The 25626-nt window shown below is 58.4% G+C and carries 25 protein-coding genes; 13 read left to right on the top strand and 12 right to left on the bottom strand.

Features of this window, described 5'->3' with window-relative positions; all coding sequences use genetic code 11:
* The first annotated feature begins 36 nt into the window (after nucleotides 1-36).
* The 5 genes from PMI27_RS18095 (at nucleotide 37) to PMI27_RS18115 (ending at nucleotide 4868) form a co-directional block, all read left to right on the top strand.
* The gene (locus PMI27_RS18095; protein WP_008154744.1) at nucleotides 37-1440 is read left to right on the top strand and encodes a purine-cytosine permease family protein; all 1404 of its coding nucleotides are present in this window, start codon (nucleotides 37-39) and stop codon (nucleotides 1438-1440) included.
* 150 nt (nucleotides 1441-1590) lie between these two features.
* On the top strand, nucleotides 1591-2049 hold the full coding sequence (locus PMI27_RS18100) for a GNAT family N-acetyltransferase (protein ID WP_008154743.1): 459 nt from the start codon (nucleotides 1591-1593) through the stop codon (nucleotides 2047-2049).
* 451 nt (nucleotides 2050-2500) lie between these two features.
* On the top strand, nucleotides 2501-2860 hold the full coding sequence (locus tag PMI27_RS18105) for a DUF6124 family protein (RefSeq protein ID WP_008154742.1): 360 nt from the start codon (nucleotides 2501-2503) through the stop codon (nucleotides 2858-2860).
* 242 nt (nucleotides 2861-3102) lie between these two features.
* On the top strand, nucleotides 3103-4485 hold the full coding sequence (locus tag PMI27_RS18110; protein ID WP_008154741.1) for a hypothetical protein: 1383 nt from the start codon (nucleotides 3103-3105) through the stop codon (nucleotides 4483-4485).
* Nucleotides 4482-4868 (top strand): hypothetical protein, encoded by a 387-nt coding sequence (locus PMI27_RS18115; protein WP_008154740.1) that lies wholly within the window; start codon nucleotides 4482-4484, stop codon nucleotides 4866-4868. The genes PMI27_RS18110 and PMI27_RS18115 overlap by 4 nt, the downstream gene beginning before the upstream one ends.
* A 307-nt stretch (nucleotides 4869-5175) precedes the next feature.
* On the opposite strand, the gene PMI27_RS18120 is transcribed toward PMI27_RS18115, so the two are convergent.
* Entirely contained in the window at nucleotides 5176-5736 is a 561-nt protein-coding gene (locus PMI27_RS18120; protein WP_008154739.1) for a YSC84-related protein, read from the bottom strand.
* A gap of 256 nt (nucleotides 5737-5992) precedes the next feature.
* Nucleotides 5993-6895 (bottom strand): LysR substrate-binding domain-containing protein, encoded by a 903-nt coding sequence (locus tag PMI27_RS18125; RefSeq protein WP_008154738.1) that lies wholly within the window; start codon nucleotides 6893-6895, stop codon nucleotides 5993-5995.
* A gap of 106 nt (nucleotides 6896-7001) precedes the next feature.
* Here PMI27_RS18125 and PMI27_RS18130 point away from each other — a divergent pair, with 106 nt between their 5' ends.
* Both PMI27_RS18130 and PMI27_RS18135 read left to right on the top strand, forming a co-directional pair.
* Complete coding sequence (locus PMI27_RS18130) at nucleotides 7002-8366, top strand: MFS transporter (protein WP_008154737.1); 1365 nt, start codon at nucleotides 7002-7004, stop codon at nucleotides 8364-8366.
* Nucleotides 8363-9637: a glucarate dehydratase family protein gene (locus tag PMI27_RS18135; RefSeq protein ID WP_008154736.1), complete on the top strand. Its 1275-nt coding sequence runs from the start codon at nucleotides 8363-8365 to the stop codon at nucleotides 9635-9637. Before PMI27_RS18130 ends, PMI27_RS18135 begins: the two co-directional genes overlap by 4 nt.
* Nucleotides 9638-9869: 232 nt before the next feature.
* On the opposite strand, the gene PMI27_RS18140 is transcribed toward PMI27_RS18135, so the two are convergent.
* Nucleotides 9870-10439, bottom strand: a complete 570-nt coding sequence (locus tag PMI27_RS18140; protein WP_008154735.1) for an acyl-CoA thioesterase — start codon at nucleotides 10437-10439, stop codon at nucleotides 9870-9872.
* A gap of 105 nt (nucleotides 10440-10544) precedes the next feature.
* Between PMI27_RS18140 and PMI27_RS18145 the strand changes: the two genes are divergently transcribed.
* The 3 genes from PMI27_RS18145 (at nucleotide 10545) to PMI27_RS18155 (ending at nucleotide 13058) form a co-directional block, all read left to right on the top strand.
* A complete protein-coding gene (locus tag PMI27_RS18145; RefSeq protein ID WP_008154734.1) occupies nucleotides 10545-11510 on the top strand; it encodes a GlxA family transcriptional regulator in 966 nt (321 codons plus the stop codon).
* 38 nt (nucleotides 11511-11548) lie between these two features.
* Nucleotides 11549-11938: a c-type cytochrome gene (locus tag PMI27_RS18150; protein WP_008154733.1), complete on the top strand. Its 390-nt coding sequence runs from the start codon at nucleotides 11549-11551 to the stop codon at nucleotides 11936-11938.
* A 97-nt stretch (nucleotides 11939-12035) separates the two neighbouring features.
* Nucleotides 12036-13058 carry a sterol desaturase family protein gene (locus PMI27_RS18155; protein WP_008154732.1) on the top strand — a complete coding sequence of 341 codons (1023 nt, stop codon included), beginning with the start codon at nucleotides 12036-12038 and terminating at the stop codon, nucleotides 13056-13058.
* A 19-nt stretch (nucleotides 13059-13077) separates the two neighbouring features.
* Here the strand turns inward: PMI27_RS18155 and PMI27_RS18160 are convergent, their stop codons facing one another.
* The 4 genes from PMI27_RS18160 to PMI27_RS18175 form a co-directional block, all read right to left on the bottom strand.
* On the bottom strand, nucleotides 13078-14793 hold the full coding sequence (locus PMI27_RS18160; RefSeq protein WP_008154731.1) for an amidase: 1716 nt from the start codon (nucleotides 14791-14793) through the stop codon (nucleotides 13078-13080).
* A 181-nt stretch (nucleotides 14794-14974) separates the two neighbouring features.
* Nucleotides 14975-15403, bottom strand: coding sequence for a nuclear transport factor 2 family protein (locus PMI27_RS18165; protein ID WP_008154730.1), 429 nt, complete (start codon nucleotides 15401-15403; stop codon nucleotides 14975-14977).
* 360 nt (nucleotides 15404-15763) lie between these two features.
* Nucleotides 15764-16336: a chorismate mutase gene (locus PMI27_RS18170; RefSeq protein ID WP_008154729.1), complete on the bottom strand. Its 573-nt coding sequence runs from the start codon at nucleotides 16334-16336 to the stop codon at nucleotides 15764-15766.
* Nucleotides 16337-16489: 153 nt separating this feature from the next.
* Nucleotides 16490-16891 carry a hypothetical protein gene (locus PMI27_RS18175; protein ID WP_008154728.1) on the bottom strand — a complete coding sequence of 134 codons (402 nt, stop codon included), beginning with the start codon at nucleotides 16889-16891 and terminating at the stop codon, nucleotides 16490-16492.
* Nucleotides 16892-17128: 237 nt separating this feature from the next.
* Between PMI27_RS18175 and PMI27_RS18180 the strand changes: the two genes are divergently transcribed.
* Nucleotides 17129-18802: a tetratricopeptide repeat protein gene (locus PMI27_RS18180; protein ID WP_008154727.1), complete on the top strand. Its 1674-nt coding sequence runs from the start codon at nucleotides 17129-17131 to the stop codon at nucleotides 18800-18802.
* A gap of 183 nt (nucleotides 18803-18985) precedes the next feature.
* Here PMI27_RS18180 and PMI27_RS18185 read toward each other — a convergent pair whose 3' ends face one another.
* The 3 genes from PMI27_RS18185 to PMI27_RS18195 form a co-directional block, all read right to left on the bottom strand.
* Nucleotides 18986-19258, bottom strand: coding sequence for a hypothetical protein (locus PMI27_RS18185; RefSeq protein WP_008154726.1), 273 nt, complete (start codon nucleotides 19256-19258; stop codon nucleotides 18986-18988).
* A gap of 524 nt (nucleotides 19259-19782) precedes the next feature.
* On the bottom strand, nucleotides 19783-20457 hold the full coding sequence (locus PMI27_RS18190) for a glutathione S-transferase family protein (RefSeq protein WP_008154725.1): 675 nt from the start codon (nucleotides 20455-20457) through the stop codon (nucleotides 19783-19785).
* Between the two features lie 81 nt (nucleotides 20458-20538).
* Nucleotides 20539-21285, bottom strand: coding sequence for an SDR family oxidoreductase (locus tag PMI27_RS18195; protein ID WP_007902304.1), 747 nt, complete (start codon nucleotides 21283-21285; stop codon nucleotides 20539-20541).
* Between the two features lie 134 nt (nucleotides 21286-21419).
* On the opposite strand from PMI27_RS18195, the gene PMI27_RS18200 reads away from it, so the two are divergent.
* Complete coding sequence (locus tag PMI27_RS18200; RefSeq protein WP_008154724.1) at nucleotides 21420-22307, top strand: LysR family transcriptional regulator; 888 nt, start codon at nucleotides 21420-21422, stop codon at nucleotides 22305-22307.
* A gap of 133 nt (nucleotides 22308-22440) precedes the next feature.
* On the opposite strand, the gene PMI27_RS18205 is transcribed toward PMI27_RS18200, so the two are convergent.
* Nucleotides 22441-22935 (bottom strand): PaaI family thioesterase, encoded by a 495-nt coding sequence (locus PMI27_RS18205; protein WP_008154723.1) that lies wholly within the window; start codon nucleotides 22933-22935, stop codon nucleotides 22441-22443.
* Between the two features lie 63 nt (nucleotides 22936-22998).
* Nucleotides 22999-24597 carry a winged helix-turn-helix domain-containing protein gene (locus PMI27_RS18210; RefSeq protein WP_033053168.1) on the bottom strand — a complete coding sequence of 533 codons (1599 nt, stop codon included), beginning with the start codon at nucleotides 24595-24597 and terminating at the stop codon, nucleotides 22999-23001.
* Between the two features lie 247 nt (nucleotides 24598-24844).
* Here PMI27_RS18210 and PMI27_RS18215 point away from each other — a divergent pair, with 247 nt between their 5' ends.
* Nucleotides 24845-25597, top strand: a complete 753-nt coding sequence (locus PMI27_RS18215) for an SDR family oxidoreductase (RefSeq protein WP_008154721.1) — start codon at nucleotides 24845-24847, stop codon at nucleotides 25595-25597.
* Nucleotides 25598-25626 lie beyond the last annotated feature (29 nt).

Here is a 25626-nt window from a genome sequence, read left to right as displayed (position 1 = left end):
ACCATAAAAACAAGCGCCTCAAAGGAAAACAGCGTAATGACCAAGGTCAGCGATAGTCAGCAGCGAAGTCCCCTGATCGAGACACGTTCGATCGATTACATTCCCGAGGCCGAGCGTCATGGCAGCCTCTACAGCCAGTTCACCCTGTGGCTCGGCGCCAACCTGCAAATCACGGCGATCGTCACCGGCGCCCTGGCCGTGGTGCTGGGCGGCGATGTGTTCTGGTCGCTCATCGGCTTGCTGATCGGCCAGGTGCTCGGCGGTGCCGTGGTTGCCCTGCACGCGGCGCAAGGGCCGAAGCTTGGATTGCCGCAGATGATCTCCAGTCGAGTGCAGTTCGGGGTCTATGGGGCGGCCATCCCGATTGTGCTGGTGTGCCTGATGTACCTCGGTTTCAGCGCCACCGGCGCGGTACTCTCGGGGCAGGCGATTGCCCAGTTGATTCACGTCAGCGACAGCGCCGGCATCCTGATTTTCGCCTCCTGCATCGCGTTTCTGACGATCTTCGGTTACCGGGTCATCCACTTGGTCGGCCGGGTGGCCAGCGTGTTGGGCATCATCGCCTTCGTCTATCTGTTTACCCGGTTGATGACCCTCAATGATATCGGCCTGTTGCTGGAAAACCGTCACTTCGGCTGGAGTACTTTCCTGCTGGCGGTGTCGTTATCCGCGTCCTGGCAGATCGCTTTTGGCCCTTATGTGGCTGACTACTCACGCTACCTGCCGAGCAAAACCTCGTCGTGGAAGACGTTCGCTGCCGTCGGGCTTGGCACGGTGCTGGGCGCCCAGGCGTCCATGGTGCTGGGAGTGTTCGCGGCGGCGTTGGCCGGTGCGAACTTCCGCGGTCACGAGGTGGCGACCATCGTCGGGTTGGGCAGCACTGGTGTGATGGCGTCCCTGCTTTATCTGAGCGTGGTGTTCGGCAAGGTCACGGTGTCCACGCTCAACGCTTATGGCAGCTTCATGTGCGTGGCCACCATCATCAGTGGTTTTCGCAGTCGTCTGGAGATTTCCGCCCGCCAGCGGATGGTGTTTGTGTTGGTGATTGTCGCGGCGTCCACCACGCTCGCGCTGCTGGGGCAGTACTCGTTTCTCAACACCTTCAAGTACTTCATCCTGTTTTTGCTGACCTTCTTCACACCGTGGAGCGCGATCAATCTGGTGGATTACTACTTCATCAACAAAGAGCGCTATGACATCCCGGCGCTGTCCGACCCGGCGGGCCGTTATGGCCGCTGGAACATGCGCGGGATCAGCGTGTATGTCGTGGGTGTATTGATCCAGTTGCCCTTCGTCGATACGCACTTCTACTCCGGGCCGATGGTCGCGCAGCTCGGCGGTGTCGATATTTCCTGGATCGTTGGTCTGGTGGTGCCGGGGATTCTTTATTACGGGCTGGCCAGGACATCAATGCCGGCGGTGGCCCCAGCGCGGAACTGAAAAGCCTTAAGGATTGGGTGAACCGCAAAAGATCGCCGGCAGCTCCTACAGGTGTACGCCGTCCCTTGTAGGAGCTGCCGCAGGCTGCGATCTTTTGATCTACATTCCCTGTTCCCGCACATCAAATCAATCCGCAAGGAAACGATCAACATGGACATCCAGGCCCTGCGCGCCGACGCATCCCACCTCGATAAAATCGCCAGCCTGTTCGACGCCTATCGAGGCTTCTACGGCCAGCCGTCGAACCTGCCGCAGTCTCGCGACTTCATCGCCGAGCGCATTGCCCGGGATGAATCCGCGATCTTCTTCGCCCAGGCTCCCAGCGGCGAGGCGCTGGGTTTCGTCCAGTTGTTCCCGACGTTCTCCTCCATCGATGCACACCGCACCTGGCTGCTTGGCGACCTCTTCACAACACCCGCCGCCCGAGGGCAGGGGGTGGGCACGTTGCTGATGAACACTGCGCGAGCCTTCGCATTGTTGACCGGCGCCAAAGGCCTGTTGCTGGAAACAGCCACGGACAATGTCGGCGCGCAACGGTTGTATGAATCGCTGGGTTATGTGCGCGATACGGGTTACTACACCTACTGCCTCGATTTGAAACAAGGCTGAGGCCACCGCTGCCGGTTAAATCAACTCGTGCAATGGAACAAGGTTTCACCTCGTGTAAGAAGCGTGTGTCAGATTTCTAAACATCTCCACAGGATGCTTGTTTAAGACCCATCAAGGTTACTTCCTGAAAGCCACAAGACCTTGCGCCGTTGCCTACGGCTGCGCCAGAATCCGCCGGCTTGTGCGCCTTGGGGCCGCTCGGTAACTTGATTCGTGTCACTGCCCATCAGTGATCGGGTTTCGCAGCCTGGCTAAACTCTAGACGCACAACGTCTACCGTCCGTGAGCAGACGCTTCATTAGGTCTGTCATTCATGTCATGGCGGCTGTGCGTGGGAGGCCTTAGGGTCTGCCGGGTTCCTAGAGTCCTGGTCTGCGAACCCGCGTACAGTTGCCACCTTTTATCGTTTCGCAGCGAATGGTGGCAGCTCCATTTCTCTAGGAGTTTCACTATGTTCAAGGTCACACCCAATCCGCCGGACACCGATCCGGTCTCCCCGTACGAACCCGATTCAAAGAAGCTCAACGAGGCCGCCGAGCGGGCTCTCGATTACCACTTCCCGTCGATTGCCGATATCAAAGCCACCCCGCGAAAATGCAGCACCCTGTTTTTCGTGGATCCAGAGGCCACGACCGAAACCCTGGCAGTTTTTCTGGTCGAAACCCTGGCCTCGATTGATGTGATGATCCACGAGTTGGTGGACCTCCTGGAGGGTTGCTCGCGCTATTCCCTGTTGGGCATTTCCAACAGCGTCATGGTGGCTGAAATCACGGCAAACCGATTGCTGGATAAAATTGAACCGCCTGCGTAACTGCGGTCTGCTGTGGTGAGTGGGTAACTGACGGTGGGTTGGGCAATTGTTCCCTTTTGGGGGCCGCTGCGCGGCCCAGCGCTTGCGTGGGCTTCTTTGCGGCTTATTGTTCCCTGATTGTCTTAAGTAGCGAATAGCCAGTATTTGGGCTGATCGTTAGGACCGTTATCCTGCGCGCTACGTCATGGAGTTGATGTGTTCAATGGTGTGTTTCAGCACATCGTTTATTAAGGAGGATGGTTATGTCACTGCACCTTATCCGCAGGGAAGATCGCAAGCGTCTAGGCATTGGTTTCAACAAAATCGAATCGCCATTTTTTGCTTCGTCCAAAGTGCAAAATGCCCTTACGCAGTACAGCAGCCTCACGGGCGTGGATGATTTGCTACGGGCTCACGGTCATTCGCGGGGGCATCTTTCTAATGATGATCTGCGCCGACTGTTGGCCGCCGTAGAAGATGGCGAATGGCTGCTGGTCTCTGATGACCCTTTTGATCCTTTGAGCGGAGACATGTTCGGCACGTATTCGCACATCACTGAAAAGGGATGGACGGGTGGCTCTTTAGGACTTCGTACTCAAGAGACAACGAAGCTTGCCTTGCCTGATGCCGAACCTATTGTGAAACCTCAACCGCAAGAACCTGGCTTCTACGTTGTGCCCAAGAGCACTACCCGTGAACAGCTTGAGGCTGCGCTTTTTAGCGCCCGCAACCCGGCGGTGATCAGTAAGTTTGAGTCACTGAACCCCCACTTGAGCGATGTTAAAGCCGGCTCGATGATTGTGCTCAGTGACCCCAACAACCTGCAATGCACACGCGAAGAAGCGTTGTTGATGGAGGCTGCGGCGAAGACGAATGAGGCACTGCAACCGCTAAGTGCAGATGAAGCCGACTTTATGGTGCGACACCGGGACGAAATCGAAACCTTTCTGGCCCAAGGCTCGACCGCTATCGGGATGGGTGAGGCGATGTTTGCCAAGAACCTGGAGGATGTGAAAACCACGTTGCGTGACATCGAAGCGCTGCACCAACGCGCGTTTCAAAAAGACGGGCATTTGCGGTCACCGGAGTTTTTTGCGGAGCGTAAACACTTGCTTGCGCAGCTTAATACTCGCCTGACGACCATGACTCGAAAAAGTATTGGTTTGCCGGATCATCCGAACTTGAAGAGTGCGCTGGGGATTTCCAGTCGCAGTTTGGTTCATCGCTGGACCAAGGCCGGTGCTGCCGAACAGATTCCGGGTTATGCCACGCATATTGCGGGCGTGGCCAAGGCGGCGAAAGTCGTTAAGTACGGTGGCTGGATCGGTACGGCGCTGGGTGGTGGTGCTTCTTATTTGAAGGTTCAAGAAGTGTGTGCGGCCGGCAATACCGAGGCCTGTGTCCGAATCCAATACACTGAGACTGGAAGTTTTACAGGTGGAGTCGCAGGTGGCGCGCTGGCCGGTGCGGTACTTACAGGCCCGGCGGTCGGAACATTGTGTGTTGCGCTGGGTGTGCCAACGGGTGGGTTAGCTACCTTGGCTTGCGGCGTAATTGCCGTAGGTGCAGGTTCGTTAGCGGGTGGCGCAGTTTTAGGCGCTGCCGGTGAAGAATTAGGTGGTTTGATTTATGAGGCGATTCAATGAGTACCGCTCGTATGGTTTTCGGGTATCTAGGTGGTGTGATGATTCTCGGCGCATTTGTTTGGATCGGTATTGCGCTGCACATGGCCTATACCAAGATGGATGAGCTTCTGGGCTTTCTGAAAAATTGTTCCGCCGTCATGGCTCGTGCCCCGTTAAGAAACGGTGGCCCCTGGGGGAAGCTCTTGTTGATTGGGGGGATCTCCGGGATCGTTACCTTTCCCGGGTTTTACCTCAAGAGAGGTGAACTGAGTGCTGACGATTTGGACCGTTTACCTGCGCCGTTCAAGCGAACATTTGCATGGATGCAGTGGAGCGCCATAGGGATCTTGAGTTTCGCATCGGCGCTCTGGATCGTTGGCAAAATTGTGGGTTGGCATACGTAAATTATGCGTGCTTCACCGCACAAGGTTTATGGCCCGGAAACCAATAACAGGTCAAGCGAGAGCAGGCTGTGCCTCGCGATGCGGGGCACAGCCTTGCCAATACGAGACGGTCATCGATTCTATGTAAGCCCGAGAAACGACAGGATCACCAAGACAATCACAACTGCCCCGACGATGTAGATGATGTTGTTCATGAGTTCCACCTCTCAACCTGAATGGATTGCGAAACGTGGGCGTTACAAACATAAGGTACTGCACCTTTAATCTGGTTAGAAGATTCACCAGGCCCCCCTTGAAGGGCAGGCTTTCAGCGCTTGATCAGGGAAATCTTGGTTCCTTCAATGCTGATCCCGGCCATTAACCCCTGCTGGTCGAAAATGAACGCGTAGGCATCGTGCTTCACTGTCGTGCTGGACAGATTCTTCGCCACCCCTTCGTCAACCACAACAACGGTTGGCCCCACGCCGACTTCCCAACCCTTGGTTTTACGTAGATAGTCCACGGCTTTGTCGGTCATCAGGAACACCGCATAGCCATACGACTGGGCGCCAGCTTGCAGTCCCCAGGACCCGGTTACGGAGTTGTAATAATTCTCTACTTGCGAGCCTTTCATCAGCGCGCCTTCGCCATAGCTGCCACCAAACACAAGGCCGGCCTTGATGATTTTCGGGAAGACAAGAATCGCTTTGGCATTCTGTGAAATGGATTTGGCAACGGGTGAGGCCTTGTAAAGCGTTTGCAACGCTTGCTTGGAGTCGGCATTCAGGTCCTCGGCGGTTGCCGCACCTGCATAGTTGAGGAGGCTCGCTGATGCCAACGATGCTGTCGCGAGGAAAATCGATAGGAAGAAGCGCATTGACTGAGTCATTTTCGTACTCCGGTAAGGGAGCAGGGGATGGGAGCAGCAGTCAGCGCCTGCATCAGACAGGATCCGAACCTACTGAACGTTATCCGGCGCACCCTGATGTGTGTGAATGACAAAGCTTCGCTTTTGAATGAACCAGGCCCAAGGCCTTTCATCCGTCGCGATGCCTTCAGTTGGTTTGACCACTGTGCAACGGCCGGGTTCGTTGTCTGAGGCAAAGTGGTCGATGGCCCCAAAGAAACGCCAGGCAACGACAAACTCAAACGCCCCATCCCTCTCGCACAGCCCTTCGAATGCCCTCCAGCAACATCGCAAATGCCGGGTTGTCATTGTTCTCGCGCCAGATCAAATGCAGCTCGCTCTGCACACCTTCGCCCAAATCGATATCGCGAAACACCACGTTCTTGAACACCACGCTGGTGGCGCAGCGAGGCACCAGGGCCAGGCCCATTCCGGCGTTGACCAACGCCAGGATGGTCAACGATGAACCGAGCCATTGCACGTATTCCGGGGCGACGCGGGCAGAGCGGAGCATGCCGGTCAGCAGTTCGTTGAACGGCGGGTAGGCGGCGTGGGAGTACATCAGGAACGGTTGTGCATCGAGGTCTTTGACCGAGACGGTTTCAGCACGCGCCAGCCGATGACTGCTCGGCACCGCTAACACAAACGGTTCACGCACCAGGCATTCGGTGGCGTATCCCGGCTCCAGCAACGGCGCTCGAACGATGCCCAAGTCGATACGCCGCGCACGTAGGGCTTCATGCTGCTGGTAGGTGTTCATCTCCATCAGGTCGATTTTCACATGCGGCTGTTTGAGCCTCGCCTCGGCGATGACCTTGGGCAGGAATTCATACACCGCGCTGCCGACGAAGCTGATGTTGACCGAGCCGATGTCGCCCTCGGCAAAACGGCGGGCGGTGACGGCGGCTTGCTGGGCGCGCTCCAGCAGGTTCTGCGCTTCGATGAAGAAGGCGCGGCCGGCGGCGGTCAGGGCGACGCTGCGGGTGGTGCGGGTGAACAGCTCGACACCCAGGTGATGTTCTAGCAGTTGAATCTGTCGACTGAGGGGCGGTTGAGTCATGTTCAACCGTTCGGCGGCACGGCGGAAATTCAGTTCGGTCGCCACCGTGGTGAAACAGCGCAGTTGAGTCAGTTCGAACATTGATCTAATCCAGGTATCAATCGAATGCCAAGTTAGATTAGACGGGATCAATGTGCGCGTCCATGATCGGCTCGTCCCTAAAAAAACAATGAACGGGAGTTGCCCCTTGAATACCCTCCAGAGTCCGCCGGACCCGAACGTGCTCGCCCGCGCAGCGGCCAAGGTCAAGCGTCATGTGCTGCCGCTGTTCGTGGTGATGTTCATCGTCAACTACATCGACCGGGTCAACATCGGCTTCGTGCGCAGCCACATGGAAACCGACCTCGGTATTGGCGCGGCTGCCTACGGCCTGGGCGCCGGGTTGTTCTTTATCGGTTACGCGATCTTCGAAGTCCCCTCCAACCTGCTGCTGCAACGCTACGGTGCTCGCGCCTGGCTGACGCGCATCATGTTCACCTGGGGCGCGGCAGCAATGGCGATGGCGTTTGTGCGCGGCGAAACCAGCTTCTATGTGCTGCGTTTTGTCCTCGGTGCAGCCGAAGCAGGCTTCTTCCCCGGCATCATTTATTACTTCACCCAATGGCTGCCGTCGACCGAACGTGGCAAAGCCATGGCGATTTTCCTCAGCGGTTCGGCCATTGCCTCGGTGATCTCCGGCCCCGTCTCCGGCGCGCTGTTGAACGTCAGCGGTTTCAGCCTGCATGGCTGGCAATGGATGTTCCTGATTGAAGGCTTTGCCTCGATCGTGCTTTGCGGATTTGTCTGGTTCTGGCTGCAATCCCATCCGCGCGAAGCGAAATGGCTGAGCGCCGAAGAAAAGGACGCACTGGTTGACGCCATCGCCCTGGAACAACAGGCCCGTGAAGTCACACAGACCGTCAAGCCGTCGATGTTCAAACTGCTGGCCGACAAGCAGATCGCGCTGTTCTGCTTCATCTACTTTTCCATCGCCCTGACCATCTACGGCGCCACGTTCTGGCTGCCGAGCATGATCAAGAAAATGGGCAACCTCGGCGACTTCCAGGTGGGCCTGTTCAATTCGATTCCGTGGATCATTTCGATCATCGCGATGTATGGCTTCGCCGCCATGGCCAGCAAATGGAAACACCAGCAAGCCTGGGTGGCGTTGACCCTGGTGATCGCCTCGTTCGGCATGTTCATGTCCACCACCGGCGGGCCGATCTTCGCCTTCGTCGCCATCTGTTTTGCAGCCATTGGCTTCAAGGCCGCCTCGGCATTGTTCTGGCCGATTCCGCAAGGCTATCTGGATGCTCGCATCGCCGCCGCCGTGATCGCCTTGATCAATTCCATTGGCAACCTCGGCGGTTTCGTCGCCCCGACAGCGTTCGGTTTCCTGGAGCAAAAAACCGGCTCCATCGAAGGCGGCCTCTACGGTTTGGCGGCCACGTCACTGGTCGCGGCCGTGGTGATCTTTTTCGCCCGCACGGCACCGCGTGGCGACATCGCAACGCCTGAAAAATCCATCAGTCATCAAGCCTTGAGTTCAGGTTCAAAGGGAGCAGCCTCTTGAAAATCAAACGAGTCACCGTCACCCCCATCGCTTTCCGTGATCCACCTCTGCTGAATGCCAGTGGTATCCACGAACCTTTTGCGCTGCGCTCGATCATCGAGATTGAAAGCGACAACGGCTACATTGGCCTCGGTGAAAGCTACGGCGACGCCCCGGCGCTGTTGATCCAGCAGCAACTGCAAGACCAGTTGATCGGCCTCGACCCGTTCAACCTCAATCAGCTGCGCCGTATCGTGCAGGCCACGGTGGCGGCGAACAAACCGGCGAGCATTGCCGGTGCGGAACTGGCGCCGGGCTCCCATGCCAGCAAAGCGGTGAGCAACGCGTATTCGGCGTTCGAAGTGGCGTTCCTGGATTTGCAGGCGCACTCGTTGAACGTGCCATTGGTGGACTTGCTGGGCGGGGCGATTCGCGACGAGATTCCGTTCAGCGCCTACCTGTTCTTCAAGTACGCCCAGCACGTCGACTCACCTTACAAACCCGACAGTTGGGGCGAAGCCCTGAACGAAGAGCAGATCGTCGCCCAGGCGCGGCGCATGATCGAGGCCAACGGTTTCAAGAGCATCAAGCTCAAGGCCGGCACGCTGCCACCGGAGCACGAAGTGTCGTGCATCAAGGCGCTAAAAAAGGCTTTCCCCGGTTACCCGTTGCGCATCGACCCGAACGGCAACTGGTCGCTGGAAACCTCGATTCGCATGGCCGAACTGCTGGGCGATGACCTGCAATATTACGAAGACCCGACGCCGGGCCTCGATGGCATGTCCAAACTGCACAAGCGCACCGGCCTGCCGCTGGCGACCAACATGGTGGTCACCGACTTCGATGAGTTCCGCCGCAGTGTCGCGTTGAACAGCGTGCAGATCGTTCTCGCCGACCACCACTACTGGGGCGGTCTGCGCGACACCCAGGCGCTGGCGAAAATGTGCGACACCTTTGGCTTGGGCGTATCGATGCATTCCAACTCGCACTTGGGCATCAGCCTGATGGCGATGGCGCATGTCGCCGCCGCGGTGCCCAATCTGGATTACGCCTGCGACACGCATTACCCGTGGCAGGAACCGGATGAAGAAGTGATCAAGGGCGGCAAAATCCCCATCGTCGATGGCTGCGTGAAGATCACCCGTGCGCCCGGGTTGGGCCTGGAGCTGGATCACGATCAACTGGGCAAGCTGCACGACCAGTACCTGACGTGCGGCATTCGTCAGCGCGATGACGTGAAACAGATGCAGCGTTACAAGCGGGAGTGGAAGGCGGTCAAACCGCGTTTTTGATCAGGTGAGCTGTGCTCAGACGCTCGATCTGCGCCAGCTCCCAGGTGCTGAGCAAACTGACAGAACCTGTGGCGAGGGGATTTATCCCCGTTGGGCTGCGAAGCGGCCCCAGCGTCTTTTCAGACAGACTAAGTTGTCTGGATTACGACTGCTTCGCAGCCGAACGGGGTGGTGCGGCATTCCGATAAATCCCCTCGCCACAAATGTGGACGCCGCGCTTAAGTGAACAGCATTACGCGACGGTCTGCGGGCGCCGGGCAGGCTGACCTTCTTCCTCTCGAAGCTCACGGCTCATGTCGTTGCAGCTTTGCGACCAGTCTGTCAGCCACGTCGGCATCGGCGGCGATTGTTCTGCCAAGCCCAGCTCCCGGGCGTACTCGCCAGGTGCAACCGTGCCTTTGGCGGAGCGGAACAGACCCCGCATCACCACGACACCGACCACGCGTCCCTTGCTCACGAAGCGGTGCTCCATAAAGCTCCACTTGTCGTCCCAGCCCAGCATCCTGGTGTGAATCTCGAACGCTTCGAACAGCTTCAGCTCACGACGAAACTTGCCCCAGGTGTCCCCGACGATAGGCACGGCCTTATTGCGCAGCGCCACCCGGAATGCGCCGCTACGCAATACGTAGTCCATGCGTCCAATATCAGCCAAGGTGAAATACCGGCCATTGGTAACGTGCCGGTTGAGGTCGAGATCAAGCGGCCAGACGCGCATGTGGACGACGGTGGTGGCCAAGGCGTCAACGGGCTTGCGCCACGGACGACGAAACAGCATGAGGAAAAGTCGGAACCAGAGATTCATAAGTACGCCGATGATTGAATGACTCGTGCACTTTAGGGAGGAAGGTTCAGGTAAGGTAGGTGCGCAAATGACTTTTTTCATGCGAAAAGCGCAATAGGATCATTTATGCACGTCACGCTTTTACTGGCGGATCAATGTTCCGCCGCCAGCGCCACGATGGCCCTGGAAGTGCTCAGCGCCGCCAACCTGTTTGCAGACACCGCCGGCGCGCCTTTCGAAGTGGTCATCGCCTCGCTCGAGGGTGGTGATGTCGCTGCGTGGGGAGGGCAGACGCTGCGCGTGGACCTGTCCACCGTCGAGATCCCGCGAACCGATCTGGTGCTGATCCCCGGATTCCTCTTCACCCTGAAAGACGCCTTGCCGGCCTTTTCAGCGTATGGGCCATGGCTGCGTCAACAGCATGCGCAGGGTGCCGTGGTGGCGTCGATGTGTACGGCGGCGTTCATGCTGGCCGAAACGGGCCTGCTGGAGGGCGTTCGTGCCACCACGCACTGGGCCTTTGCCGACCTGTTTCGTCGTCGGTATGCCGAGGTCTGTCTGGAGGAGACGCAGATCCTCTGCGAGGACAATCGCGTGATCACCTGCGGGGGCGCGAGTGCCTCCATGGATCTTTTACTGCACCTTGTGCGCCGGTTCGCTTCACTGGAACTGGCGCAAAAGTGCGGCAAATACTTGTTGGTTGACGCTGTGCGCAGCGAGCAATCGGTGTACGTCATGTGGTCATTGCCGAAGAACCATGGGGATGGCGACATCCTGCGGGTTCAACACTGGCTGGAGGAACACTTCGAACAGCCGCTGCTGATTGATGAGGTCGCCCAGCGATTCGGGTTCGGTGTCAGGAACTTCAAAAGGCGTTTCAAGGAGGCCACCGGTTACACGCCCATTACCTACCTGCAAACCCTGCGTCTGGAGAAGGCCAAGCAGCTTCTTGAATCCACCCGCATGACACTCGACAGCATCACTTACGCCGTGGGCTACGAAGACGGCAACTCGTTCCGTAGACTGTTCCGCCAGCGAGTGGGTTTGCTGCCGGCGGCTTACAGGAAGAAGTTTCAAGCGGGTGCGAGTTGATTCACTGGCGCCAAGCCACAGACGATTGGGAGCAGAACATGCAGAAAACCGCCGTACTCACCTTCGCCCTGATGCTCAATGCAGGGGTGTTCAGCGCGCACGCACACGCGGCCGGCGATGCTGAGGCGGGTGCAACACTGTTCAAACGGATATGCGGTGGCTGCCATCAGGTCGGGGAGTCGGCGCGCGGCTCTTTTGGGCCGCAACTCAATGGCATTTTTGGACGCCCTTCGGGCAGCACCACGGATTACCAATACTCTGATGCGATGAAATCAGCCGGTATTGTCTGGACCCGCGAAACACTGATCGCGTACCTCGAAGCGCCAAAAAAAGTGGTGCCCGGCACCCGCATGATTTTCTGGGGCCTCAGCGACCCGGAAAAGATCGAAAACCTGTTGGCGTACCTTCAGACGTTTCAGCCGCAATAGGGCTTTGTGACGTTCCAAAGGCAATCGTTCGAATCGGAACACCCGGTGGTTACGATCTGAATTACAATCCTCTCCCTTTGACGGAGGGGAGCCGTTAATGGATGTTCTCGCGCTTCTATATGACGGCCTGATGAAGTGGGTGATCGAGCCCGTCACGGATCAGTTTTTTGGCATTTTCGATCTGAACGGCCGCTTCAGCGTCGTGTTTCTCTGCGTGTCCTACAGCATCGCCTACGGCCTGTACCGCTTCAGAAAATTTCGCGGGCTGACCGACGCACGTTCTTTCTGGCAGTTCATCGGCGGGCACCGGGTTCATTTTCATCCCTCGGCGTTGCTGGATTACCGGTACTACTTCGTGCGGGCCATCCTGAAGGTCGCGCTGGTGCTGCCCATTGTTGGCCTGGTCGATCCGTACGTCTTGCGCTCCGGCGACTACATCTCGTTTTTCAACAATCTTTGGGGCGCGCGCGCGCAGGTGGGGGAGAACCTTTCACTGTCCTTGCTCTACGGGCTCGGCGTGTTTCTGGTGCAAGACTTCATCCATTACTGGGGCCATCGCGCCTTTCATTCCCGCTATCTGTGGGCGTTCCACAAAGTCCATCACTCCGCGCCCGTCCTGGTGCCAGCGACGGCAAGCCGGATTCACTTTGTGGAAAAAATGGTCGAAAAACTGAGTGACACCGTCTTCCTCGGCGCTTTTGCCGGTGTCTTCTGGTACGCCTGCGGCGGGGAGATCAGCCGGTACACCTTGTTCGGCGTGACCTACATAGTCCTGATCCTCAATGCCTTGGCGGCCAATTTGCGTCACAGCCATGTCTGGCTGTCTTTCGGGCCCGTGGTCGAGCATGTCCTGAACAGCCCGGCACAGCACCAGATTCACCACAGTGACGCGCCCCGACACTTCAACAAGAATTTCGGGATCAACCTGTCACTCTGGGACTGGATGTTCGGTACGCTCTACGTCACACACTCGACGCCCGAGTCTATTCAGTTCGGCACCGGCAAACAGGACCACGACCGTTACCTGACGCTCTATAGCCTGATCGTCACGCCCTTTGTCGACATCGCCCGCAAGATTCCCGTCAGACGTTCAACCCGTGGACGGGATTGGAGCGTGTAAAGCTCCAATCCCGCTCTTTCTATTGTTGGCCAACCGGCAAGGGTGGGGTGCGAGGCGGGATCAATCGTTTCGTCCCGATCGACTCGAACGCCGAAGCCAAGCGCAGCAGCGTCGAATCGTCATAGGCACGGCCGGCAAATGTCAGCCCGACGGGCATGCCGATGTCCGGCATGACGCCCATCGGCACAGTGACCGTGGGAACGCCCAGGTGCCGGATGGCGAGGTTGCCGTTGGCGACCCAGATGCCGTTGCTCCACGCGATATCCGCAGACTTCGGATCGACATCGGCATTCGCCGGCCCCACGTCGGCAACCGTCGGGAACAGCACCGCATCGAGCCTCAACCGATCCATCCAGACCTCAAGATCGATCCGACGCGTCTGTTCAAGTCCGCGCAGTCCGTCAGGCAGGGTGGTGATCTGGTCCCACGGGGTAATGCCGCGTTCAGCCATCTTCACGTACTCGTCCATGCCTGCGGCAAGTTCGTCCTCCCGGTTGGGGAGCGTGCCCGGGTCGTGGGGGAAAATCAGCGGTCCGTCGACGTCGGCCAGGCGGTTCAACTTGGGATCACCATTGGCCCGCAGAAAATCATCGAACGCCCAGGCTGATAGATCCCACAATTCATGATGCAGGAACTCTTTGGACACCAGGCCCCGCGTAAATACGGTCGGCGCACCCGGACGATCACCTTCGCAATTGGAGACCAGCGGGAAATCGACTTCGATGACTTCGGCGCCAGCGGCCTCGAGTGCTTTGCGAGCCTCTTCCCAGAGCCCGATCACTGAAGGGCGGGTGATGATTCGCTGCCCCGTCGGACCACCAATGCCAGGCGCATCGCTCGTACCCGCTTCGGGATCCGCGTTGATGTACATGCGCGGCACGCCGAAGCGCTTTCCTGCCAGTGCGTCGGACTTCACCGCCAACTCGGCATAGGAGGCGGGGCGCACCGAGGCGACACTCGGAATCGGCACCCAGGGTTGCATCCGCCACAGATCGCCACGGGTGTCGGGATCATCCGCCACCACCACGTCGAGCACTTCGAGCAGGTCGGCCATGGTTCTGGCAAACGGCACGACAACGTCCATCGTCGGCGTCAACGGCCAGTTGCCGCGCACCGAAATTACCCCGCGCGAAGGCGTATAGGCACACAGACCATTGTTTGAGGCAGGGCCGCGTCCACTCGACCAGGTTTCTTCCGCGAGACCGAATGCCGCGAAGCTGGCGGCAGTTGCCGTACCGGCGCCGTTCGATGAGCCCGAGGCAAAAGGGGCGGTGAGATAGTCAGCGTTGTACGGGCTTTCCGCACGACCGTAGACCCCGCGCTGCATGCCGCCGTTTGCCATCGGCGGCATGTTGGTTTTGCCCAGGCAGATCGCGCCAGCAGCGCGAAGCCGTTCGATCGTGAACGCATCGCGATAGGCAATCAGGTTCGCGAAGGCGGGACTGCCGGAGGCGGCGGTGAGCCCCTTCACCAGGTAACTGTCCTTGGCCGTATAGGGAATGCCATCGAGCGGACCCAGCGTCTCGCCCTTGGCCCGACGAGCATCGGACGCCTGCGCCTCGTTCAGTGCCTCGGGGTTTCGAACCACTACCGCGTTGAGGGCGGTGGGTGTGTCGAGACCGTCGTAGGCATCGATCCTGGCGAGATAGGCCTGGACCAGCTCAACCGCAGTGGTTCGGCCCGATTCGAGCGCAGCCCGCAGTTCGGCAATGGAAACTTCGGTGACCTCGATCATGCTGTTACCACCGTCTGCTGATGGGCGACGCGATGAATGTTTCCATCGCGCTGAATGTTGGGCTCAGGGACATCACTAATCTCAAAATGGGTATTCATCGGTGTTCTCGTTGCGCTGCTTTTCGCGCTCTATTTAACACCAAGCGGGGAACAGAGGCATCGTCCAAGGCGATGCAACGTCTTCAGGCTTTGCTGGCCGCCAGGTAAGCGCCAAGGCGTTGCCCCATTTGCTCGCCCAAGGCTTGCAGGCCACTCAAGGGACGGACCATCACCTCAAACTCAACGATTTTTCCTTGTTCGTTGAACCGGATCATGTCGATGCCCTTTAACGCTTTCCCGCTGACGTTGGCGCTGAACTCCAGGACGACGCTCAACCCGTCTGCGGTCGACAGTTTCCGGTGGTAGACAAAATCCTCAAATACCTCGATGACCGTGTTGAGGATCATCGACACCACGGCTGCACCCGGGTAAGGCGTGTGAGCCATCGGGGAGCGGAATATCGCCTGCGGGTCCAGCAAACCGGGCAAGGCGCTCAAATCACCCTTGCTGATCATGTCGTGCCACTGGTTCAGGGATTCTGCGGCTTTGGGATGCAGTTTCAGTTCAGACATTTCAACTCCGATGGTTGGCCGTGAGACATTCAATAGTGCCGCCAAAATCGACTTGCGACCCTGCGGATGGACTAAAAGTAGCTCACAAAAAAGAAGCCCGGCTGATCAGGCCAAATGCTGTTCACTTAAGACATTCTTCAGTCGAATAAGAACCTGTGGCGAGGGGATTTATCCCCGTTGGGCTGCGAAGCGGCCCCAGTGTCTTTTCAGACTAACTAAGTTGTCTGGATTACGACTGCTTCGCAGCCGAACGGGGATAAATCCCCTCGCCACAAATGTGGAGGCTCGCGCTTAAGTGAACAGCATTAGGCTGATCAGGCCGGGCTTCTTCTTTTTAGAGACCGCTTTAAAGCTGCTCAGTCACTGATTCGCGACACACAGCTCCCCGGTGGCGCGTATCAGTGCCTGACCATGCAGACCGTCCTTGATCAGGCTGGATCGTTCTTTGGCTAGCCAGTCCGCGCACTGCGGGTCTTTGCGATAGGGCGCGAAGGCGGCGTATTGCTGCAACAGGCGGTTTTGCAGCTCATCGAGCTGTGGCCGGATTTGATTGGCGAGGTCTGGTCGTGGCGTGTCAGGCGCCTTGCCGGCCGCTCGCCATTGGGCCACCAGTCCGTACTGCACCAGCTTGTTGGCTTCAATCTGTGCGGCGATCAATTCGGCTACTTCGTCCGGGTCCAGTTTGCGCTCGACGGCCAGCTTCCTGGCGTTGGCGATGACCTGTGCTTCCCGGGCACTGTCCTGGATCGGTTTGCCACTGTCCCATTTGGTCAGCGCCACAAGATCAGCAATGCTCAGGCGCTCGTTCAACGTCACCAGCAGCGGTTGCAAGCTATCGGGGGCCGGGGAGGGCGAACTGGCTTGTGCGCTGCTGGCGAGTAAACCGAGGACGGCGCAGATCAGCAGTTGCGGTACATGTGGGGAACGGGGCATCGGCAAACCTCATTGGGAACGGGACTCACAATCAGGTGTTATGTATCACAGGTGCGGCGGAGGCATTAAGCAGGGATCGATTTATTTTGTGCACGAAAAAGCCCGGCTTGTCAGGCCGGGCTTTTCGTTGAGTGCTTCGGTCAAGCTATTCATTTATGCAGCGCGGTTTTCGATCAGACGGTCAGAACCACCTTCAGCGACGCGGTTTTCGATCAGACGATCGGAGCCACCTTCGGCAACGCGGTTTTCGATCAGTCGATCGGAACCACCTTCAGCGACGCGATTCTCGATCAGACGATCCGAACCACCTTCAGCAACGCGGTTCTCGATCAGACGGTCGGAACCACCTTCAGCGACGCGGTTTTCGATCAGACGATCCGAACCACCTTCAGCCACACGATTTTCGATCAGACGATCCGAACCACCCTCTGCTACACGACTTTCAATCAGACGATCCGAGCCGCCTTCAGCGACAACCGGGTGAACCGAGGTAGCGGCGAAAGCGTTAACTGCAAAAACCGAGAAAGCGATGCTGAGAAGGATTTGGCGTTTCATGATGGTGTGCTCCGGGGTGTAGTTGTTTGGTATGGGGCTGATGTTACGCCGCGGATTTTTTATGAGAACTTCATTGAGGTGATGGTGACTATCGACGCCGGCAATGATTCTCCTGTCGTCGGCTCTACCGCTCAGCCAGAACCGCGGGGGTATGCTGGACCTCTTGAACTGTCGAGGCTCTCCAGGTCCGCGAGGTTTGCCTGCGAGGTTCGCTGCTCTGGTCGAGAGGATAAATCGATGCGCGACTATTACGATTTGGGCACCTACAGCCGCCCGGTGACGACCCACTCGTCCCAGGCCCAGCGCTGGTTCGATCGTGGCTTGGTTTGGTGCTACGGCTACAACCACGACGAATCCATACGCTGTTTCCACAAGGCGATCGAGCACGACCGTGATTGCGCGATGGCCTACTGGGGCGTCGCTTACGCTTCAGGCCCCAACTACAACAAGCGTTGGGATGCCTTCATCGAACAGGAGCTGAAAGAAGCCGTGGCCCAGGCCCGACGGGCGACGCAAGCCGCGCTGGCGCATATCGACGGCGCAACCCCGGTGGAACAGGCGCTGATCCGGGCGCTGGAACAACGCTACCAAGCCGATCAGGCCACCAGCCTCGACCAACTTTTCGCCTGGAACGACGCCTATGCGGTGTCCATGCGCGATGTCTACAAAGCCTTTCCCGAAGATCCCGATGTCGTTGCGCTGTTTGCCGAAGCGTTGATCGACCGCACGCCCTGGCAATTGTGGGACCTGAAAACCGGTAAACCGGCGCCGGGCGCCGACACGCTTGAAACGGTAGACGTGCTGGAACGGGCGCTACGGCGGATGGAGCAGCACGGCGATGCGCCGCACCCCGGCGTGCTGCACATGTACGTCCACACCCTGGAAATGTCGCCCTACCCGGAACGGGCATTGCGCGCCGGCGATGTCCTGCGTGACCTGGTGCCGGACGCCGGACATCTGCGCCATATGCCGTCGCACATCGACGTGCTCTGCGGTGATTACCGTGGGGCCATGGTCACCAATAGCCGGGCAATCCTGGCCGACAGCAAATACCTCGAACAGGAAGGGTCGCTCAACTTCTACACCTTGTATCGATGCCACAACTACCACTTCAAACTCTATTCGGCGATGTTCCTCGGGCAATACCAACCGGCCCTGGAAGCCGCCGATCAACTGATGTCGACCATCAGGGAAGAACTGCTGCGCGTGGAGCAACCGCCCATGGCTGACTGGCTGGAAGGCTTCGTATCGATGAAGGTCCACGTGCAGATTCGCTTCGGCAAATGGCAAGACATCCTCGCCACCCCGCTGCCGAACGATCAGGCGCTTTACTGCGTGACCACGGCGATGCTGCATTACGCCAGAGGCGTGGCGCACGCGGCCACCGGGTACATCGCCGCCGCCGAAGCCGAACAGCGCCTATTCCTCGACGCCTGGACCCGAGTGCCGGACACACGCTACCTCTTCAACAATAAATGCACCGACATTCTGGCGGTTGTCGCAGGCATGCTGCGCGGGGAAATCGAGTACCGTAAAGGCAATTACGACGACGCCTTCGCCCACTTGCGCCAGGCACTGTCTCTGGACGACAACCTGCCTTACGACGAGCCATGGGGCTGGATGCAACCGGTCAGACATGCGTTGGGCGCGTTGCTGTTGGAGCAGGGCAGGGTAGAAGAAGCGTTGCAGGCCTATCGAGCCGATCTGGGACTGGACAACACCCTCAGCCGTGCGTCCTGGCATCTGGACAATGTGTGGAGCCTGCACGGGTATGTGGAGTGCCTGAGGCGACTGGGCCGGGACGCCGAAGCAGCTGCCGCCCAGACGCGCCTTGATCTGGCCATGGCCCGGGCGGATGTGGAGATTACGGCATCGTGTTTTTGCCGGGTGGGCGCGCGTTGTTGTCAGTGATGCTCGAAAGCGCCGGAGATTGCCTATGGATCGCTTGTCTATGTTGTTGTCGCAGTGAGGCGTGCGCGAAAACCTGTTTTACAACGGCAAGCTTTGCGGCGTGGCGGGCAAGTCCGATGGATGTTGGCGCGCCTCTTTGTTTGCGGACAAAAAAACGGGCGCCGTCATGGCGCCCGTTTTCGTTTATTCCGCTACTTGAGCCCGCAAGCGCCGGCCGATCACGTCCATCAAGTCACAGCCGTCGCGTAACGGAATGGCCAGCAGTTTGGAGAAGTCCGACAGCACCACCGTGTCGCAACCGAGTTCGCCGCGGTAGGCGATGTTTTCCAGCACCTGCGTGACCGTGCGAATGCGGTAATCGGCCATGGCTTGCAGGACGTCGAGTGGGGCTTGGGTGTCGATGAGCAGGGAGGCCGGGATCAGGTCGATTCCGGTGAGGGGCATGTATCTTTCCATAGGGGAGATCTCATTCAGTTTGTTGAGACCGCCAACAGATCGTCGCCAAACGATAGGGAGGCAGTTGCGCGCAGGTTGGCGAACCGGGAATGAGTAACCGGCAGACCCGAAGGTCTCCCGCGCACAACCGCCATAGTACAGCGGTTTTGCGGCTGCGACGACGCCTGCAAATGAGCAGACGGCCCTCGCACTCATATCTCGGGTCGCCAAACCCGAATCGCCATTTTGGGCGACGAGATGGACTATAGGCCTCATCAGAACGGCGGGAAAGGTGAGGGATTCCGAGGTTTGTGTAGGAATTTTTATGGGGTTCCTAGGACCGTTACACCCCTTCCGCGGGAGACTGCTATCGGCCAAAAGCGGACATGGAGCGCCAACGAAAGCTCAGTATCGCTATCCGTTGTATAGGCACTTTCCTGAAGAATAGGAAAGCGGGCCTCCTGCAAATTCGCAAAGGAGACCCAGCTCCACGGTCGCACCAGGCTAAGTTCCGCCATACGAGACACTGGACTGGTATTTATGACTCATCTGACTAAAATGGCCTTCACCTCCAGCAGATGTTTGCGTAGCCGGTCTGCATAATCCTCGGCGACAGCAGCCTGAACGCTAGCGCGATTGGCCAGTGCATGACGCCACTCGGCAATGCGACCAAGTCCATCAAACAATGAATGACTTGGTTCGAATCCCAGTATGTCGAAGTAGCGAAAAACTGGGGCTACAGCAATATCCACCATACTGAACGTCTCGCCAGCGAAGTACGGCCCCTCCATCTTTTCACCGCCAAGTCTCTCCAGCTTTCCCCTCAGCGCTGAAGACTTACCAAGCGCTGTCTGCTGATCCGTTGCGTTCAAATATCCCCATGCATCAGCAAGCATACCAGTGGCGAATTCGATCCAAGCACGGTGTTGAGCACGGGAAATTGCATCTTTCGGGTGCAAAGCGGGCTCCGGATACACCTGTTCGATGTATTCACAGATAGCCACGCTCTCGAAGAGCACGTTCGCACCCTCGTCGCCTTTTTGCACCTTTAGAAGTGGGACTTTGCCCGTTGGAGACATGCCCAGAAACCAGTCGGGCCTGACCTTCAGATCCACATCAATGCGCTGAAATGGAACCTGCTTTTCGAGGAGTAAAATTGCCACTCGCTGAACAAACGGACAAAGCTCGTGGCTAACGAGCGTGAGCTGTGATTGCGACATTTGAATACCCACTGTTATTTCGACAACACCCGCTTCCGAGCGGGAAGCGGGCTGTATAGAAGTGAAGTTGTGACTAGCCCATTAAAGCGAGCGACCACCATCAACAATAATTTCCGTTCCCACCGTCCAACGAGACTCGTCCGACGCGAGGTACAGCACCGCCTTAGCTACTTCTTCAGGCGTGCCAAAACGGCCAAAGGGTATAGTCGCAGCAATATCTTTGTTGACCTGCTCGCGGTAGGCATCGGGGATACCCGCCTTGTCGTACAGCGGCGTATCGATCGGACCAGGGCTGACCGCATTTACTCGAACACCACGCGGTAGAAGCTCGCTAGAGAGCGTTTTCGACATGTTCAGAAACGCCGCCTTTGTTGCGGCGTAAATGGATGAACGCGCGGCGCCCAGGTGCGCACTGACCGAGGTGTTAAGAACCACCGATGCAGGGTTGGAGAAGACCGGCAGCAGTGCTTGCAGGAGGAAGTAAGGGCCTTTGACATTGATGTCGAAGGAGCGGTCAAACATCTCCTCGTTCCAGTCTTCGATTGGCATCCAGACGGAAACGCCAGCATTGAGGAAGGCAACGTCGAGCTGCCCGTAATGAGACTGAACAGCCTGCGCCAGCTCCTTCTGGGCTGTGACACTGGCGGAGTCGGCTCGCAGCACCAGGACTTCGCTACCTAAAATAGCTTGAGCATTTGCCATGGACTCAGGATTAACACCTGTGACGATCACGCGTGCGCCTTCGGCGAGAAATTGCTTGGCGGTCTCCAGACCGATGCCGCTTGTACCGCCAGTGATGAGGGTACGCTTGCCTTGTAAACGGGACATGTAAATTTCCTCTCTTTTGGGGCGGCCAGCCGGACGACTGACCTTCTGAGAGCAACTATGTATTCATGCCAGCGCGCTGATAAGATGGGCAAATAGAATAGATCTCATGCAAAATCTGCATGAAAAGGGGCGTGATGGACCGGTTGTTACTGATGAGCTGTTTTGTACGTGCTGTCGAGACCGGCAGTTTTACTGCTGCGGGACGTGATCTAGGACTAGGGCAACCGAACGTCAGTCGTTACGTCGCTGCTCTTGAAGACCATTTGCAAACCAGGCTGCTTCACCGATCCACACGAAAGCTGATGCTCACGCCCGAGGGTGAACGGTACTACGCAGATGCGCGGCGTATTCTGGAGTCAGTGGAACAGTCAGAGTCCTCACTGAGAGGGAACGTAGCGCCGTCTGGGTTACTGCGCGTCGCTTGCCCGACCGCATTGGCTCACACCTTCATCGTACCGCACGTCGCGAGCTTTCTAGGGCGCTATCCCGAACTGTCGCTCGATCTTCAAATCAATGATCGCTACGTCAATTTAGTCGACGAGGGGGCAGAACTCGCGATTCGTATTGGGCACCTGGAGGACAGTGCAATGCGAGCCCGGCCACTAGCGAGGTTCGAGCGTGTGTGCGTTGCCAGCCGTGCGTACCTAGAGAAACGTGGCTCTCCCTCTTCGCCTGATGACCTGAAGGAACACGACTGCCTCATTTATACCCTCCTATCCACTGGAACCAACTGGCGGTTTAAGGATACTGATGTCCCGATCTCCGGACGACTGCGTGTCAACTCGCCTGAGGCGATACGTGAGTACGTCAATGCAGGATTGGGAATCGCGCAGGGGCCTCAATGGCTTTATGAGGAAGGGCTGAGAAGTGGCAATCTTCAATTGCTGCTTAACGAATACGTGGCGCCACCCGTCCCGATCCAAGTCGTATACTTAGCGAATCGGCTGCTGCCCCAGCGAGCCATCGTTTTCATGGATTTTATGGCGGATGTTTTTGCTGCATTCCATGAGCGCCCTAAATAGCCTCCTAGCCCACGCCCAGGGTGCGAACGGAGAACCATCAGCATGGGGCGTGAAATCGTGACCAAGGCTTTCTCCCCGTTAGCCTCATAGAGGCCAAACAAGGACGCTTGGTCGGTGAGGCGATGGAAGCAACCTACCGACCATGAGCAACCGCAGCCAGTTGCTCAGTATCCACACGAACAAAAACAGAGTCTCCAATAGCCGTAAGCACATCCCCCGCATAAACCTCACAGATAACACGAGTTTTGCGTCCAACCTCACCCTCGACTTTCGCACGCAAAGTCAGCGGGACACCCATCGGTGTCGGTTTGATGAACTTGATGCCAAGGTTGCCAGTGACGCAATTGATGCGCGGGAGGCTCCCGACTTCGCGGTGTTCCGTGCGGTAGTGATAAGCCATCGCCGTCCAGTTTGAATGGCAGTCAACCAGCATCGCTATCAGCCCGCCGTAAACCAGATCCGGCCAGCCGCAATACTTGGCATCGGGCATGTGTTCGGCCATGACATGCACGCCGTCTTCATGCCAGACGCTCTTGATATGAAGCCCGTGCGGATTACCGCTGCCGCAGCCGTAACAAACGCCTTCAGGTGCGGCGGTGTCTTGCAGGGAGGTGTCGAGCCTGGACATACCGTGGTCATCCTCAAAAGTGTGAACCAAACCGTCGGATTTTAACGCTGCAATCGGCCGCGGTCACTCGGGCAAGCCAGCCAGCCGCAGTCCATCCGCGAGCCGCGCGAGATCCTCGGGCCGTTGGATGGGCAACCAGTCCTTCAGGTTGGAGACGTGCAACGAGGGTTCCAGCTCGTGCAGGCGCTGTATCGCCTGCTTCGCTTTGTCCTTTTGCCCGGTGAACGCATGGCTGGCCGCCATCAGGGCAACCGAGGGCAGGAGGGTGGGCAGGTTCCCCAGCGCTTTCTCCGCCCAGGCCGAAGCGGCGTCGAAGCGCCCGGCGAAGAAATACGCGAGCGCCATTCCAACCTGCATCCGGAACATTTCCGGGTCCAGCGGACTCAAGCGAACGGCATGGCTCAAATTCTGAATCGCTTCGTCTGTTTCACCGCGCAGTGCGCGCAGGATACCGCCCAGGTACCAGGCGGGGGCGAGGTTGGGATTGAGCAGGCGCGCCCTGTCGAGCAGGGCAATGCCGCCATCGACATCGCCGGCGAGATGGGCCAGCGCATGTCCGCCTCGCGTCAGCGCCACCGCATCATCCCGGCCGAGTGCCACCGCCAGTCGCGCAAGCCGTATGCCTTCGGCGATCTCTCGAGTCCGATCACTCATCCAGCCATTCAACTTGCGCCAGAAGTGACACCAGGCTGCCATGCCATAGGCCGATGCAAATTCCGGGTCGAGCTCGATGGCCTTGTAGAACATCGGCAGCGCCACCTCGATGGCTTCCCGAGTGCCGCTGTGCAGTTTCGCCATGCCGCGCAGGTAATAGTCGTAGGCGTCCAGGCTTTCCGTCGGTTTGCGCTTGGCGCGCTCGATTTCCGCCCGTTCCAGCTGCGGCGAGATGGCGCCGACGACGCTTTCGGCGATTTGATCCTGCAGCTCGAAGATGTCGTCGAGCTGGCCTTCAAAGCGCTCCGCCCAGATGTGCGTCCCGTTTGTTGCGTCGATGAGCTGCCCGGTGATGCGTACCTTGTTTCCGGACTTGCGCACGCTGCCTTCCAGCACGTAGCGCACGCCGAGCTCCTGGCCGACGCCTTTGACGTCCACCGTACGGCCCTTGTAGGTGAAGCTCGAATTGCGGGCGATGACGAACAGCCAGCGGATACGCGACAGGGCGGCGATGATGTCCTCGACCATGCCGTCGGCGAAATACTCCTGCTCCGGGTCGCCGCTCAGGTTGTGGAAGGGCAGGACGGTAATGGAGGGCTTGTCCGGGAGGACGAGCGAGGAGGGCGGTGTTTGCGTCGGGTCCACGGACGCGATTTCGCCGGTGCCAGGCCCGTCAGGCTGTCGTGCTCCGTCGATCTCGCCGACCTTGATCTCGCCTACAAAGCGGTAGCCCTTGCGGGCGACCGTGCGCACCAGTCGCTGTTCCTCGCCGCTATCGCCAATGGCCTTGCGCACCGCATTGATGTGGCTGGTGATCGTCGATTCCGAGACGATCCGGCCGTTCCATACCGCCTTGAGCAGGTCGTCCTTGCTGACAACGCGATCGCGGTTGTTGACGAGCTGCAGCAAGAGATCGAAGGCCTGTGGCCCGACGGCCACGACTTGCCCGCGCAAGGTCAGTTCCCGGCGCTCCTGATCGAGCACGTAGTCTTCAAACACGAATGGCAAGGTGGATATCCCCTGGTCGAGCGCCCTCGACTCCGTGTCCGAGCTGGCGATAAGTACGAGGTGTCGATAATACGGCAGCGTTTGATCCGCTGCACCGTCCGCAGGGGATGCCCTTCCATTGGACGAAAAATCAAGCTTGCCCGAAGGTAAACTCAAGACCGGCACAAGGACTTCCCTCGCACGCGCAGGCACTCTTTTTCTACATCGACAGCAATGGTTGCTGTCGAGAAGCGTAGGGAGAGAACCCATGAAGATCGTCGTCATCGGAGGCACCGGCCTCATTGGATCGAAACTTGTGCAGAACCTCCGTGAGCGCGGCCATGACGTGCTCGCCGCCTCCCCCAGTACGGGCGTGAACAGCATCACCCGCGAGGGACTGGCCCAAGCAATGGATGGCGCTGAGGTTGTCGTCGACGTGGCGAACGCGCCGTCGTGGGAAGACCAGGCCGTCCTCGATTTCTTCGAAACGTCGAGCCGTAACCTGCTGGCTGCGGAAGCTGCCGCCGGTGTTCGTCATCACGTTGCCCTGTCGATCGTCGGTAGCGAACGGCTTCCCGAGAATGGCTATTTCCGGGCCAAGGTCGCGCAGGAAAACCTCATCAAGGCGTCCGGTATTCCTTACACCCTGTTGCGTGCCACGCAGTTCTTCGAGTTTGTCGGCGGCATTGTCCAGTCCTTCGCCGTTGGCGAGGAGATTCGCGTTTCGCCAGCGCTGATCCAGCCGATAGCGTCCGTCGACGTGGTGGCGGCGCTGACCGATGTCGCGCTGGCAGCGCCGGTCAATGGCACGGTCGAAGTCGCAGGTCCTGACGCCATGCCCCTCGACGATCTGGCCAGGCGCTTTCTGCGGGTAAACCAGGACAACCGTAAGGTCGTGCCGGACGTGAACGCGCGCTACTTCGGCGCTGTGCTCGACGATCAATCGCTGACCGCCGGCAAGAACGCGCGCCTGGGCGCGATCCGCTTCGAAGACTGGCTTGCTCAGTCGACGGCCGGGTAACGGGGCTCGTCGTCACAACACACGCCCAC

Source organism: Pseudomonas sp. GM41(2012), assembly GCF_000282315.2.
Classification (GTDB): Bacteria; Pseudomonadota; Gammaproteobacteria; order Pseudomonadales; family Pseudomonadaceae; genus Aquipseudomonas.
The sequence above is the reverse complement of the archived record's forward strand: the minus strand, read 5'-3'. Positions and strand labels throughout refer to the sequence as shown.

Coding starts and splice junctions, on each gene's coding strand:
- PMI27_RS18115 (WP_008154740.1), top strand. CDS start 4,482: ATGAGTACCGCTCGTATGGTTTTCGGGTATCTAGGTGGTGTGATGATT.
- PMI27_RS18105 (WP_008154742.1), top strand. CDS start 2,501: ATGTTCAAGGTCACACCCAATCCGCCGGACACCGATCCGGTCTCCCCG.
- PMI27_RS18205 (WP_008154723.1), bottom strand. CDS start 22,935: ATGTCCAGGCTCGACACCTCCCTGCAAGACACCGCCGCACCTGAAGGC.
- PMI27_RS18125 (WP_008154738.1), bottom strand. CDS start 6,895: ATGTTCGAACTGACTCAACTGCGCTGTTTCACCACGGTGGCGACCGAA.
- PMI27_RS18165 (WP_008154730.1), bottom strand. CDS start 15,403: ATGTCTGAACTGAAACTGCATCCCAAAGCCGCAGAATCCCTGAACCAG.
- PMI27_RS18100 (WP_008154743.1), top strand. CDS start 1,591: ATGGACATCCAGGCCCTGCGCGCCGACGCATCCCACCTCGATAAAATC.
- PMI27_RS18120 (WP_008154739.1), bottom strand. CDS start 5,736: ATGACTCAGTCAATGCGCTTCTTCCTATCGATTTTCCTCGCGACAGCA.
- PMI27_RS18215 (WP_008154721.1), top strand. CDS start 24,845: ATGAAGATCGTCGTCATCGGAGGCACCGGCCTCATTGGATCGAAACTT.
- PMI27_RS18180 (WP_008154727.1), top strand. CDS start 17,129: ATGCGCGACTATTACGATTTGGGCACCTACAGCCGCCCGGTGACGACC.
- PMI27_RS18145 (WP_008154734.1), top strand. CDS start 10,545: ATGCACGTCACGCTTTTACTGGCGGATCAATGTTCCGCCGCCAGCGCC.
- PMI27_RS18140 (WP_008154735.1), bottom strand. CDS start 10,439: ATGAATCTCTGGTTCCGACTTTTCCTCATGCTGTTTCGTCGTCCGTGG.
- PMI27_RS18110 (WP_008154741.1), top strand. CDS start 3,103: ATGTCACTGCACCTTATCCGCAGGGAAGATCGCAAGCGTCTAGGCATT.
- PMI27_RS18185 (WP_008154726.1), bottom strand. CDS start 19,258: ATGGAAAGATACATGCCCCTCACCGGAATCGACCTGATCCCGGCCTCC.
- PMI27_RS18195 (WP_007902304.1), bottom strand. CDS start 21,285: ATGTCCCGTTTACAAGGCAAGCGTACCCTCATCACTGGCGGTACAAGC.
- PMI27_RS18170 (WP_008154729.1), bottom strand. CDS start 16,336: ATGCCCCGTTCCCCACATGTACCGCAACTGCTGATCTGCGCCGTCCTC.
- PMI27_RS18155 (WP_008154732.1), top strand. CDS start 12,036: ATGGATGTTCTCGCGCTTCTATATGACGGCCTGATGAAGTGGGTGATC.
- PMI27_RS18175 (WP_008154728.1), bottom strand. CDS start 16,891: ATGAAACGCCAAATCCTTCTCAGCATCGCTTTCTCGGTTTTTGCAGTT.
- PMI27_RS18160 (WP_008154731.1), bottom strand. CDS start 14,793: ATGATCGAGGTCACCGAAGTTTCCATTGCCGAACTGCGGGCTGCGCTC.
- PMI27_RS18190 (WP_008154725.1), bottom strand. CDS start 20,457: ATGTCGCAATCACAGCTCACGCTCGTTAGCCACGAGCTTTGTCCGTTT.
- PMI27_RS18095 (WP_008154744.1), top strand. CDS start 37: ATGACCAAGGTCAGCGATAGTCAGCAGCGAAGTCCCCTGATCGAGACA.
- PMI27_RS18150 (WP_008154733.1), top strand. CDS start 11,549: ATGCAGAAAACCGCCGTACTCACCTTCGCCCTGATGCTCAATGCAGGG.
- PMI27_RS18200 (WP_008154724.1), top strand. CDS start 21,420: ATGGACCGGTTGTTACTGATGAGCTGTTTTGTACGTGCTGTCGAGACC.